Origin of the sequence: Georgenia phoenicis (assembly GCF_047302425.1) — a bacterium.
GTDB lineage: Bacteria > Actinomycetota > Actinomycetes > Actinomycetales > Actinomycetaceae > Oceanitalea.
Genome location: NZ_CP154855.1, coordinates 776,336 through 789,593, shown reverse-complemented (window position 1 = coordinate 789,593; position 13,258 = coordinate 776,336). Strand labels below are relative to the sequence as shown.

At 68.2% G+C, this 13,258-nt stretch carries 8 protein-coding genes; all 8 read right to left on the bottom strand.

Going from position 1 to position 13,258, the window contains the following annotated elements:
* Window positions 1-90: 90 nt before the first annotated feature.
* The 8 genes from fusA to rplA all read right to left on the bottom strand — a co-directional run bounded on the left by fusA (window position 91) and on the right by rplA (window position 13,195).
* Window positions 91-2,193 (bottom strand): elongation factor G, encoded by a 2,103-nt coding sequence (fusA, locus tag AA0005_RS03935; protein ID WP_413452116.1) that lies wholly within the window; start codon window positions 2,191-2,193, stop codon window positions 91-93.
* A 44-nt stretch (window positions 2,194-2,237) separates the two neighbouring features.
* The gene (gene rpsG / locus AA0005_RS03930; RefSeq protein WP_413452115.1) at window positions 2,238-2,708 is read right to left on the bottom strand and encodes a 30S ribosomal protein S7; all 471 of its coding nucleotides are present in this window, start codon (window positions 2,706-2,708) and stop codon (window positions 2,238-2,240) included.
* A complete protein-coding gene (gene rpsL / locus AA0005_RS03925) occupies window positions 2,708-3,082 on the bottom strand; it encodes a 30S ribosomal protein S12 (RefSeq protein WP_110852524.1) in 375 nt (124 codons plus the stop codon). The genes rpsG and rpsL overlap by 1 nt, the downstream gene beginning before the upstream one ends.
* 282 nt (window positions 3,083-3,364) lie before the next feature.
* Complete coding sequence (locus tag AA0005_RS03920) at window positions 3,365-7,255, bottom strand: DNA-directed RNA polymerase subunit beta' (RefSeq protein ID WP_413452114.1); 3,891 nt, start codon at window positions 7,253-7,255, stop codon at window positions 3,365-3,367.
* A 90-nt stretch (window positions 7,256-7,345) separates the two neighbouring features.
* Window positions 7,346-10,861: a DNA-directed RNA polymerase subunit beta gene (rpoB, locus tag AA0005_RS03915; RefSeq protein ID WP_413452113.1), complete on the bottom strand. Its 3,516-nt coding sequence runs from the start codon at window positions 10,859-10,861 to the stop codon at window positions 7,346-7,348.
* Between the two features lie 331 nt (window positions 10,862-11,192).
* The gene (rplL, locus tag AA0005_RS03910) at window positions 11,193-11,582 is read right to left on the bottom strand and encodes a 50S ribosomal protein L7/L12 (RefSeq protein WP_413452112.1); all 390 of its coding nucleotides are present in this window, start codon (window positions 11,580-11,582) and stop codon (window positions 11,193-11,195) included.
* Window positions 11,583-11,657: 75 nt separating this feature from the next.
* Window positions 11,658-12,182: a 50S ribosomal protein L10 gene (rplJ, locus tag AA0005_RS03905; protein WP_413452111.1), complete on the bottom strand. Its 525-nt coding sequence runs from the start codon at window positions 12,180-12,182 to the stop codon at window positions 11,658-11,660.
* Window positions 12,183-12,475: 293 nt separating this feature from the next.
* On the bottom strand, window positions 12,476-13,195 hold the full coding sequence (rplA, locus tag AA0005_RS03900) for a 50S ribosomal protein L1 (protein ID WP_413452110.1): 720 nt from the start codon (window positions 13,193-13,195) through the stop codon (window positions 12,476-12,478).
* Between the last annotated feature and the right edge of the window lie 63 nt (window positions 13,196-13,258).

Below are 13,258 nucleotides of genomic sequence, written 5' to 3'. Positions count from 1 at the left end.
GTCTGCTCATCGTCAGGTGCGGTTGCGCCTGTCGGGGAGCAAGCCCTACGGGTCGGTTTGAAATGGGTACTGCTGGTCGACCAGTGGGACTTACTCGCCCCGGGTCTTCTTGATGATCTCCTCGGCAACGTTCCGAGGAACCTCGGCGTAGCTGTCGAACTGCATCGAGTACACCGCACGACCCTGGGTCTTGGACCGCAGGTCGCCGACGTAGCCGAACATCTCCGACAGCGGCACCAGCGCGCGAACGACCTTGATGCCAGTCGCGTCCGTCATGGACTGGATCATTCCACGACGGGAGTTGAGGTCGCCGATGACGTCACCCATGTACTCCTCGGGCGTACGCACCTCGACGTCCATCACGGGCTCGAGGAGGACGGGGTCCGCCTTACGGACACCCTCCTTGAAGACCATCGAGCCAGCGATCTTGAAGGCCATCTCCGAGGAGTCGACCTCGTGGTAGCCACCGTCGAGCAGGATCGCCTTGACACCCACCATGGGGTAGCCGGCGAGGACACCGTTCTGCATGGCGTCCTGGATGCCCGCGTCCACGCTGGGGATGTACTCGCGGGGGACGCGGCCACCGGTGACCTTGTTCTCGAACTCGTAGAGCTCGCCCTCGGCGGTGTCAAGGGGCTCGAAGGTGACCTGCACCTTGGCGAACTGACCGGAACCACCGGTCTGCTTCTTGTGCGTGTAGTCGACCTTCTCCGCCGCACGGCGGATGGTCTCGCGGTACGCGACCTGCGGCTTGCCGACGTTCGCCTCGACCTTGAACTCGCGACGCATGCGGTCGACGAGGACGTCGAGGTGGAGCTCGCCCATGCCGCCGATGACGGTCTGGCCGGTCTCGTCGTCCAGGCGGACGGTGAAGGTCGGGTCCTCCTCCGCGAGCTTCTGGATCGCGGTGCCGAGCTTCTCCTGGTCGCCCTTGGTCTTGGGCTCGACCGCCACGTGGATGACGGGCTCGGGGAAGGTCATCGACTCGAGGACGATCGGCGCGTCCTGGGCGCACAGGGTGTCACCGGTGGTGGTGTCCTTGAGGCCGATGAACGCGTAGATGTGGCCCGCGTGGGCCTCCTCGACCGGGTTCTCCTTGTTGGAGTGCATCTGGAAGAGCTTGCCGACGCGCTCCTTCTTGCCCTTGGTCGAGTTGAGGACCTGGGCGCCCTGCGTGGCGGTACCGGAGTACACGCGCACGTAGGTGAGCTTGCCGAAGAAGGGGTGCACGGCGACCTTGAAGGCCAGCGCCGAGAAGGGCTCGTCCTCGCTGGGCTTGCGGGTCAGCTCGGTCTCCTCGTCGCCGACGGCGTGGCCCACCATGGCGGGCACGTCGAGCGGCGAGGGGAGGTAGTCGATGACGGCGTCGAGGATGGGCTGGACGCCCTTGTTCTTGAACGCGGTGCCGCAGAAGACGGGGAAGGCCTCGCCGGAGACGGTGAGGGCGCGGACGCCCTTCTTGATCTCCTCGGGGGTCAGCTCCTCGCCGCCGAGGTACTTCTCGAGCAGCTCCTCGTCGGCCTCGGCGACGTCCTCGATGAGGGCGGCGCGGTACTCGGCGACCTTCTCGACGAGGTCCGCGGGGACCTCCTCGATCGTGTAGTCCTCGCCCTTGCTGACCTCGCCGCGCCAGGTGAGCGCGCGGTTGTAGACGACGTCGACGACACCGATGAAGTCGGACTCGGACCCGATCGGCAGCTGCATGACGAGCGGCTTGGCCTTGAGGCGGTCCTTGATGGTCTGCACGGTGAAGTAGAAGTCCGCACCGAGCTTGTCCATCTTGTTGACGAAGCAGATGCGCGGGACGTTGTACTTGTCCGCCTGCCGCCACACGGTCTCCGACTGCGGCTCGACGCCCTCCTTGCCGTCGAAGACGGCGACGGCGCCGTCGAGGACGCGCAGCGAGCGCTCCACCTCGACGGTGAAGTCGACGTGCCCGGGGGTGTCGATGATGTTGATCTGGTTGTCGTGCCAGTAGCAGGTGGTGGCGGCGGAGGTGATGGTGATGCCGCGCTCCTGCTCCTGCTCCATCCAGTCCATCGTGGAGGCGCCGTCGTGCGTCTCCCCGATCTTGTAGTTGATGCCCGTGTAGAACAGGATCCGCTCGGTGGTCGTCGTCTTGCCGGCGTCGATGTGCGCCATGATTCCGATGTTGCGGACCTTGGTCAGATCGGTCAGCACGTCAAGTGCCACAGGAGACTCTCTTCAGTCGATTCGTGCAGGGCGGGCAGCGCCGACTACCAGCGGTAGTGCGCGAAGGCCCGGTTGGACTCGGCCATCTTGTGGGTGTCCTCGCGGCGCTTGACCGCGGCACCGAGGCCGTTGGAGGCGTCGAGGATCTCGTTCATGAGGCGCTCGGTCATCGTCTTCTCGCGACGGGCGCGGGCGTAGTCGACCAGCCAGCGCAGGGCGAGGGTGGTCTGCCGCGACGGGCGGACCTCGACCGGGACCTGGTAGGTCGCGCCACCGACGCGGCGGGAGCGGACCTCGAGGGAGGGACGGACGTTGTCGAGCGCACGCTTGAGGACGGCGGTGGGGTCACCGTCGGTCTTCTCGCGCACACCCTCGAGGGCGTCGTAGACGATCCGCTCGGCGGTCGACTTCTTGCCGTCCTTGAGGATGCGGTTGACGAGCTGGGTGACGGTCGGCGAGCCGTAGACCGGGTCGACGACGAGCGTCCGCTGAGGTGCGGGACCCTTGCGCGGCATTACTTCTTCTCCTTCTTCGCGCCGTAACGGCTGCGAGCCTGCTGGCGACCACGGACACCCTGGGTGTCGAGCGCGCCGCGCACGATCTTGTAGCGGACGCCGGGCAGGTCCTTCACGCGACCGCCGCGGACGAGCACGATGGAGTGCTCCTGGAGGTTGTGACCGACCCCGGGGATGTAGGCCGTGACCTCGATCCCGCTGGACAGGCGCACACGGGCGACCTTGCGGAGCGCCGAGTTCGGCTTCTTCGGGGTCGTCGTGTACACGCGGGTGCACACCCCGCGCCGCTGGGGGCTGCCCTTGAGGGCGGGCGTCTTCGACGTCGAGGTCTTGACGCTGCGGCCCTTGCGGACCAGCTGCTGAATCGTGGGCACTACGTCTCCGTCTCGGATGTGTTTCTCTGCTTGATGTTCGCCCGGCGAACCGGGTGGGGCGCCGGCATGACCGCAAAGTCGGTCTCCTGCTTACCCTGCCCCCCGCGCTCGGGAGTGTCGCCGGGCCTGCAGTTCACAAGCACGCACGAGGGACCCGATGTCGCGGGCACCGCCCAGTAGCGTACTCTGCCGCGGTTTCTTGCGTCAAAGCGTGGCGGCTTGACGTCCGTCACGCCGGGTGTGTGCCGTGGGGCGGCCGCCTGGCGGCCGCCCCACGGGAGGTCACACGCCCCGGAAGTCCACGCCGAAGGAGTCCGGGCCGAAGTCCAGCTCCTCGAGCATGATCGGGTCCGAGCCGCCCTGGACGAAGTCCAGCTCGCTGTAGCCCAGCTGGGAGAAGGCCTTGGCCTTCGCCTCCTCGGTGGGCTCGACGTCCACGTTCCGGTAGCGGGGCAGGCCCGTGCCGGCGGGGATGAGCTTACCGAGGATGACGTTCTCCTTGAGGCCGAGCAGCGGGTCGCGACGCCCGCTCATCGCGGCCTCGGTCAGCACCTTGGTGGTCTCCTGGAAGGAGGCCGCCGACAGCCACGAGTCCGTGGCCAGCGACGCCTTGGTGATGCCCATGAGCTCGGGGCGGCCGGAGGCCGGCGCCCCGCCCTCGGAGACCGTGCGGCGGTTCTCGTCCTCGAAGCGGCCACGCTCGGCCAGCTCACCCGGCAGCAGCCGGGAGTCGCCGGAGTCGAGCACGGTCACGCGACGCAGCATCTGGCGGACGATGACCTCGACGTGCTTGTCGTGGATGTCCACGCCCTGGGAGCGGTAGACCTCCTGGACCTGGTCGACGAGGTGCTTCTGCACCGCACGCGGGCCGAGGATGCGCAGGACCTTCTTCGGGTCCACGGCACCCGCGACGAGCTGGCGGCCGACGGCGATGTGCTCGCCGTCCTCGACCAGCAGGCGCACGCGCTTGGAGACCGGGTAGGCCAGGTCCTCACCGCCGTCGTCGCGGACGACGACGATCTTGCGGGTCCGCTCGGAGTCGTCGATCTTCACGCGGCCGGCGGCCTCGCTGATCGGCGCCTCACCCTTGGGGGTGCGGGCCTCGAAGAGCTCCTGGATTCGGGGCAGACCCTGGGTGATGTCCTCGGCCGACGCCGCACCACCGGTGTGGAAGGTACGCATCGTCAGCTGCGTGCCGGGCTCACCGATGGACTGCGCCGCGATGATGCCGACGGCCTCGCCGATGTCGACGAGCTTGCCGGTGGCCAGCGAGCGGCCGTAGCACTTGGCGCAGGTACCCACGCGGGACTGGCAGGTGAGGACCGAGCGGACCTTGACCTGCGTGACCCCGGCGGCCACGAGCTTGGCGATGAGCACGTCGCCGACGTCCGCACCCGCCTCGGCGACGACGGTGCCGTCCTCCGAGGTGACGTCCTGCGCCAGCGTGCGGGCGTAGACGCTGGTCTCGACGGTGTCGAGCAGCTGGAGCGCCCCGGTGGAGTCCGCCTCCGCGATCGGCATCGTCAGGCCGAGGGAGGTCCCGCAGTCGTCCTCGCGGACGATGACGTCCTGCGAGACGTCGACGAGACGACGGGTGAGGTACCCGGAGTCGGCGGTCCGCAGCGCGGTGTCCGCCAGACCCTTACGGGCGCCGTGCGTCGCGGTGAAGTACTCGAGGACGGACAGGCCCTCGCGGTAGTTCGACTTGATCGGACGCGGGATGATCTGGCCCTTGGGGTCGGCCACCAGACCACGCATACCGGCGATCTGACGCACCTGGTGCCAGTTACCACGGGCACCGGAGGTGACCATCCGGAAGATGTTGTTGTCCGCCGGGAAGTTCGCCCGCATGGCCTGGTCGACCTCGTTGGTCGCCTGGGTCCAGATGTCGATGAGCTCGGAGCGACGCTCCTCCTCGCTGCGGCGACCGAGGTCGTACTCGCGCTGGACCTTCTGCGCCTTCTCCTCGTAGGACTCGAGGATGTTGGCCTTGACCTCCGGCGCGACGACGTCGGAGATCGCGATGGTCACGCCCGAGCGGGTGGCCCAGTGGAAACCGGCCTCCTTGAGCGCGTCCAGGCTCGCGGCGACCTCGACCTTCGGGTAGCGCTCGGCGAGGTCGTTGACGATCCCCGAGAGCTCCTTCTTGCCGACGACGCCGTTGACGAACGGGTAGTCGACCGGCAGCGCCTCGTTGAACAGCGCGCGGCCCAGGGAGGTCTCGAGGGTGATCGGGTCACCCTCCTCCCAGCCCTCCGGCGCCGTCCAGCCCAGCGGCGGGACGAGGTCGGTGAAGCGGATCCGCACGGTGGCGTTGAGGTCGAGCTCGCCGGCGTCGTAGGCCATGCGCGCCTCGGCGGGCGAGCCGAAGACCCGGCCCGCACCCGTCGCGTCGGCCTTCTCACCGGTGAGGTGGAACAGGCCGATGATCATGTCCTGGGTGGGCATGGTCACCGGACGGCCGTCCGAGGGCTTGAGGATGTTGTTGCTCGAGAGCATGAGGATGCGGGCCTCGGCCTGCGCCTCGGTGCTCAGCGGCAGGTGCACGGCCATCTGGTCGCCGTCGAAGTCGGCGTTGAAGGCACCGCACACGAGCGGGTGGAGCTGGATCGCCTTGCCCTCGACGAGCTGCGGCTCGAAGGCCTGGATGCCCAGGCGGTGCAGCGTGGGGGCGCGGTTGAGCAGCACCGGGTGCTCGGTGATGACCTCCTCGAGCACGTCCCACACCTGGGTGCGGGCGCGCTCGACCATCCGCTTGGCGGCCTTGATGTTCTGCGCGTGGTTGAGGTCGACGAGCCGCTTCATGACGAAGGGCTTGAAGAGCTCGAGCGCCATCTGCTTGGGCAGGCCGCACTGGTGCAGCTGCAGCTGCGGGCCGACGACGATGACCGAACGGCCGGAGTAGTCGACGCGCTTGCCGAGCAGGTTCTGGCGGAACCGGCCCTGCTTGCCCTTGAGCATGTCGGAGATCGACTTGAGCGCGCGGTTGCCCGGTCCGGTGACCGGACGGCCACGGCGGCCGTTGTCGAACAGCGAGTCGACGGCCTCCTGGAGCATCCGCTTCTCGTTGTTGACGATGATCTCCGGCGCGCCGAGGTCGAGCAGCCGCTTGAGGCGGTTGTTCCGGTTGATGACGCGGCGGTAGAGGTCGTTGAGGTCGGAGGTCGCGAAGCGGCCACCGTCCAGCTGGACCATCGGTCGCAGGTCCGGCGGGATGACCGGGACGGCGTCGAGAACCATGCCCAGGGGCGAGTTCTCGGTGGTGAGGAAGGCGTTGACGACCTTGAGGCGCTTGAGGGCGCGGGTCTTGCGCTGACCGGTCCCCGTGGAGATGGTCTCGCGCAGCGACTCGGCCTCGGCGGCCAGGTCGAAGGTCTCCAGGCGCTTCTGGATGGCCTCGGCCCCCATGAAGCCCTTGAAGTAGATGCCGTAGCGGGCCTGCAGCTCGCGGTAGAGCAGCTCGTCGCCCTCGAGGTCACCGACCTTGAGGTTCTTGAAGCGGTCCCAGATCGTGTCGAGACGGTCGAGGTCCTGGTCGGCGCGCTTGCGGATCTGCGCCATCTCGCGCTCGGCGGACTTGCGCAGCTTCTCGCGGGCGTCGGCCTTGGCCCCGGCCTGCTCGAGCTCGGCGAGGTCCTCCTCGAGGCGCTTGGCGCGGGACTCGATGTCGGTGTCGCGCTTGCGCTCGACGTCCTGCTTCTCCAGGTCCATCTCGTTCTGGAGGCTGGACAGGTCCTCGTGGCGACCCTCGTCGTCGACCTCGGTGATCATGTACGCCGCGAAGTAGATGACCTTCTCGAGGTCCTTCGGGGCGAGGTTGAGCAGGTAGCCGAGGCGCGAGGGGACGCCCTTGAAGTACCAGATGTGGGTGACGGGGGCGGCGAGCTCGATGTGGCCCATCCGCTCACGGCGCACCTTGGAGCGCGTGACCTCGACACCGCAGCGCTCGCAGATGATGCCCTTGTAGCGCACGCGCTTGTACTTGCCGCAGTTGCACTCCCAGTCCCGGGTGGGACCGAAGATCCGCTCGCAGAACAGGCCGTCCTTCTCGGGCTTGAGCGTGCGGTAGTTGATCGTCTCGGGCTTCTTGACCTCTCCGTGGGACCAGCCACGGATCTCCGATGCCGTGGCCAGGCCGATGTGGAGCTGGTCGAAGACATTGACGTCGAGCAAGGTTTCCTACTTCCTTCGGTATGTCACCGTGTGGAATCCAAACGGGCCGGCGGGCTGCCGTGGCGGTGGTGCCACGGCAGCCGCGGCCTCTTAGATGTCGTCGACGCTGCTGGCGTCGGGACGACGCGACAGGTCGATCCCGAGCTCGTCGGCAGCCCGGTAGACCTCCTCGTCGGCGTCACGCAGCTCGATGGCGTTGCCCTCCGCGTCCAGTGCCTCGACGTTCAGGCACAGGGACTGCATCTCCTTCATGAGCACCTTGAAGGACTCGGGGATGCCGGGCTCGGGGATGTTCTCGCCCTTGACGATGGCCTCGTACACCTTGACGCGTCCGGGGATGTCGTCGGACTTGATCGTCAGGAGCTCCTGCAGCGCGTACGCGGCGCCGTAGGCCTCCAGTGCCCACACCTCCATCTCACCGAAGCGCTGGCCACCGAACTGTGCCTTACCGCCCAGCGGCTGCTGGGTGATCATCGAGTACGGGCCGGTGGAGCGGGCGTGGATCTTGTCGTCCACGAGGTGGTGGAGCTTGAGGATGTACATGTAGCCGACCGAGACGGGCTCGGGGAAGGGCTCCCCGGAGCGGCCGTCGAACAGGCGGGCCTTGCCGTCGGTGCCGACCATGCGCTGGCCGTCCCGGTTCGGGGTGGTGTGGCCGAGCAGACCGGTGAGCTCGTGCTCGTGGATGCCGTCGAAGACCGGCGTGGCGACCGGGGTGCCCGGCTCGCCGCGCAGGGCGCCCTCCGGCAGGTTCTCCGTCCACGTGCCCTCGCCCTGCGGCGCGTCGGTGGCGTCCCAGCCCTGCTTGGCGACCCACCCGAGGTGGGTCTCGAGCACCTGGCCGACGTTCATACGGCCGGGCACACCGAGCGGGTTGAGGATGATGTCGACCGGCGTGCCGTCCTCGAGGAAGGGCATGTCCTCGACCGGGAGGATCTTGGAGATGACACCCTTGTTGCCGTGGCGCCCGGCGAGCTTGTCGCCGTCGGTGATCTTGCGGCGCTGGGCGATGTAGACGCGCACCATCTGGTTGACGCCGGCGGGCAGCTCGTCGTCCTCGTCCGCGTTGAACTCCTGGATACCGATGACGGTCCCGGACTCACCGTGGGGCACCTTGAGTGACGTGTCGCGCACCTCGCGGGCCTTCTCGCCGAAGATCGCGCGCAGCAGGCGCTCCTCGCTCGTCAGCTCGGTCTCACCCTTGGGGGTGACCTTGCCGACGAGGATGTCGCCGGCGCTGACCTCGGCACCGATGCGGATGATGCCGCGCTCGTCGAGGTCGGCGAGCACGTCCTCGGAGACGTTCGGGATGTCCCGGGTGATCTCCTCGGCGCCCAGCTTGGTGTCGCGGGCGTCGACCTCGTGCTCCTCGATGTGGATCGAGGACAGGACGTCCTCGGCCACGAGGCGCTGGGAGAGGATGATCGCGTCCTCGTAGTTGTGGCCCTCCCACGACATGAAGGCGACGAGGAGGTTGCGGCCCAGGGCCAGCTCGCCGTCGTCGGTCGCCGGGCCGTCGGCCAGCGCGGAGCCGACCTCGACGCGGTCGCCCTCGTCGACCAGCACACGCTGGTTGTAGGACGTGCCCTGGTTGGAGCGACGGAACTTCGCGACGCGGTAGACCTGGTTCGTGCCGTCGTCGGCGGCGACGTGGATCGCGTCGGCCGAGACCTCGGTGACGACGCCGGCCTTGCTGGCGACGATGACGTCACCGGCGTCCACGGCGGCGCGGCGCTCGAGCCCGGTGCCCACGAGTGGGGCCTCGCTGCGGACCAGCGGCACCGCCTGACGCTGCATGTTGGCGCCCATGAGCGCACGGTTGGCGTCGTCGTGCTCGAGGAAGGGGATCATCGCGGTCGCGACGGACACCATCTGGCGGGCGGAGACGTCCATGTAGTCGACGTCCTCGGCCGGGACGGCCGCCATCTCGCCGCTGCCGCCGCTCGCGCGGACGAGCACCTGCTCCTCGCGGAACCGGCCCTCGTCGTCGAGCTTGGCGTTGGCCTGCGCGATGACGTAGCGGTCCTCGTCGTCGGCGGTGAGGTAGTCCACCTCGTCGGTGACCCGGCCGTCGACGACGCGACGGTAGGGGGTCTCGACGAAACCGAAGGGGTTGATCCGCGCGAAGGTCGCGAGCGAGCCGATGAGGCCGATGTTCGGGCCCTCAGGGGTCTCGATCGGGCACATGCGGCCGTAGTGCGAGGGGTGGACGTCACGGACCTCCATCGCCGCGCGGTCACGGGACAGACCACCGGGGCCGAGGGCGTTGAGACGACGCTTGTGCGTCAGCCCGGCCAGCGGGTTGTTCTGGTCCATGAACTGCGACAGCTGGGAGGTGCCGAAGAACTCCTTGATGGAGGCGACGACCGGGCGGATGTTGATGAGCGTCTGCGGCGTGATGGCCTCGACGTCCTGCGTGGTCATGCGCTCGCGCACGACACGCTCCATCCGGGACAGGCCCGTGCGGATCTGGTTCTGGATGAGCTCGCCGACCGACCGGATGCGGCGGTTGCCGAAGTGGTCGATGTCGTCGGTCTCGGCGCGGACGGTGACCTGCTCGCCGTCGTACTCGACGGTGTACTCCGTCTCGCCCTTGTGGAGGGCCAGGAGGTAGCGGACCGCTGCCTTGATGTCCTCGACGCGCAGCACGGACTCGCTGAGGTCGGCACTGGTGCCGAGCTTCTTGTTGAGCTTGTACCGGCCGACCTTGGCGAGGTCGTAGCGCTTGGGGTTGAAGTAGTAGTTGTCGAGGAGGTTGCGACCGGCCTCGACCGTCGGCGGCTCGCCGGGGCGGACCTTGCGGTAGATGTCGAGCAGGGCCTCGTCCTGGGTGCTGACGTTGTCCTTCTCGAGGGTCTCGAGCAGGACCGGGTAGTCGGCGAACTCCTCGCGGATCTCGCTCTCGGTCATGCCCAGCGCACGCAGGAAGACGGTGATCGACTGCTTGCGCTTGCGGTCGATGCGGATGCCGACGGCGTCGCGCTTGTCGATCTCGAACTCGAGCCACGCACCACGCGACGGGATGATCTTCGTCGTGAAGACGTCCTTGTCGGACGTCTTGTCGGGGGTGCGCTCGAAGTAGACGCCCGGGGAGCGGACCAGCTGGGAGACGACGACACGCTCGGTGCCGTTGATGATGAAGGTGCCGCGCTCGGTCATGAGCGGGAAGTCGCCCATGAAGACCGTCTGCGACTTGATCTCACCGGTCTCGTAGTTGGTGAACTCGGCCGTGACGAACAGCGGAGCGGCGTAGGTGAAGTCCTTCTCCTTGCACTCCTCCGGCGTGTACTTCGCCGGCTCGAAGCGGTGGTCGTTGAAGGAGAGGGACATCGACTGGCCGAAGTCCTCGATCGGGGAGATCTCCGCGAAGATCTCCTCGAGGCCCGAGGTCCGCGGGACGTTCTTGTCGCCCCGCTCGATGGCGGCGGCGACGCGGTCGCGCCACGCCGGGTTGCCGAGCAGCCAGTCGAAGCTCTCGGTCTGCAGCCCGAGGAGGTCGGGCGCCTGGAGCGGCTCCTGGATCTTGGCGAACGAGACCCGGCGGGAGCGGAGCCGGGTGGCGATGTCTTCAGCGGTGGGAACAGAAGAGGTGCGCGAGGCAGCCAAAGGGGGTCCTTCCCTGCGAATTGTGTGCACACTGCGCTGTCAGGGACTGTCTCCTCGTCGCGTCGACCCAGCACGCGGCGGGGTTCGGGGCGGCAGACAGGCAGGCAGAAGTCAGCGCAAAGCGACAGCATACACAGGTGCGCAGGGCAATGTCCAGCGCACCGTCGCGCTGCAGGTCCTGGACCGACGCCGCCACCATACGCCATCGGGCGCGGGTGGAGAAGCGGAGGCGCGCCGGTGCGTCTCGGAACTTCTTCCGGGGACGCCGACGGCCCGGCACCCCGAGGGGTGCCGGGCCGTGGCAGGCCGTGAGGCCGGTGGAGCTATGAGGTCACTTGACGGAGACGGTGGCCCCGGCGCCCTCGAGGGCCTCCTTGGCCTTGTCCGCGGTGTCCTTGTCGACGCCCTCGAGGACGGCCTTGGGGGCCGAGTCCACGAGGTCCTTGGCCTCCTTGAGGCCGAGGCTCGTGAGCGCGCGGACCTCCTTGATGACCTGGATCTTCTTGTCGCCGATGGCGTCGAGGACGACGTCGAAGTCGGTCTTCTCCTCCTCGGCGGCGCCGGCGTCGCCGCCGCCGGCCGGGGCGGCCGCGGCAACGGCGACCGGAGCAGCGGCGGTGACCTCGAAGGTCTCCTCGAACTGCTTCACGAACTCGGAGAGCTCGATGAGGGTGAGCTCCTTGAAAGCCTCGATGAGCTCGTCGGTGGTGAGCTTCGCCATGGTGGCGTCCTTCCTGGTTGGTCTGCCCTGTGCTGTCTACTGCGTGGAGCAGGGTGGGGTGGTGGTCCCGATGCCTCAGGCGGCGTCGGTGGCCTGCTTCTCGCGCAGAGCCTCGATGGTGCGCGCGGCCTGGGTGGCCGGCGCGGTGAACATGTACGCAGCCTGGTACAGCGCTGCCTTGAACGCGCCAGCGGCCTTGCCCAGCAGCACCTCGCGGCTCTCGAGGCTGGCGAGCGTGTCGACGTCCTGCGCCGACAGCGTCCGGCCCTCGAGCACGCCACCCTTGATGACGAGCTGGGGGTTGGTCTTGGCGAAGTCACGCAGACCCTTGGCAGCCTCGGAGGGCTCCCCGGTCACGAAGGCGATCGCGGTCGGGCCGGTGAGCTGTGCGTCGAGTCCCTCGAGCCCAGCCTCCTTGGCCGCGATGGCGGTCAGCGTGTTCTTCACGACGGCGTAGCTGGCATTGGTGCCGAGCGAACGACGCAGCTCCTTGAGCTGGCCGACGCTGAGCCCGCGGTACTCGGTGAGCACGACGGCGTTTGCCTCACGCAGCTGCTGCGTGAGCTCGGTGACTGCCGCCACCTTGTCAGGCCTCGCCATGGCCCTCCTTTTCGGTCGTGCCGCCGGAGGATGAGGTCGAGCAACAAAAAAGCCCCGCGCAGGGTCTGCACGGGGCGCACGTCGTGGACGGCGTCTCATGATCACCTGCGCTGGCTCCGCTGCTGCGGACTTCGACCCGTCATGGCTGACGGGGGACCGGCGGTCTTGGGCAGAGGCAACAGTACCTCGCCGAGGGCCCGCGGTCCAAGCCCGTAGGGCCCCCTGTGCCGCACCCCACAGACGCAGCAGCGCCCCGGACCTCACGGGCCGGGGCGCTGCTGGTGCGTCTCAGGTCAGGACGGGGTGTCCGTGGTGAGGTTGCGCGTGAGGGTGGCGTCCAGCGGGACGCCGGGGCCCATGGTCGTGGCCATGGTGGCCTTGCTGATGTAGCGGCCCTTCGCGGAGGCCGGCTTGAGCCGCAGCACCTCGTCCAGGGCGGCGGCGTAGTTCTCCACCAGCTGCTCGTCGCTGAAGGACGCCTTGCCGATGATGAAGTGGAGGTTGGAGTTCTTGTCGACGCGGAACTCGATCCGCCCACCCTTGATCTCCGTGACAGCCTTGGCGACGTCCATGGTCACCGTGCCGGTCTTCGGGTTGGGCATGAGGCCACGGGGACCGAGGACGCGGCCGAGGCGGCCGACCTTGCCCATGAGGTCCGGGGTGGCGACGGCGGCGTCGAAGTTCGTGTAGCCGGCCGCGACCTTCTCGATGAGCTCGTCGCCGCCGACCTCGTCGGCGCCGGCGGCCTCGGCCTGCGCCGCGCGCTCGCCGACGGCGAAGACGAGGACGCGGGCCGACTTGCCGGTGCCGTGGGGCAGGCTGACGGTGCCGCGCACCATCTGGTCCGCCTTGCGGGGGTCGACGCCGAGGCGGAAGACGACCTCGACGGTCTGGTCGAACTTCGTGCTGCTCGCACCCTCCTTGGCGAGGCGGACGGCCTCGAGGGGGGTGTAGACCTGCGAGCGGTCGATCTTCTCGGCCGCCTTGCGGTAGTTCTTGCTGCGCGTGGTCATGCTGCTTCTCCTAGTTTCAGCAGTCGTGGTCTGCGGGTCCGCGCCGGACCCTGCCACGGGGCG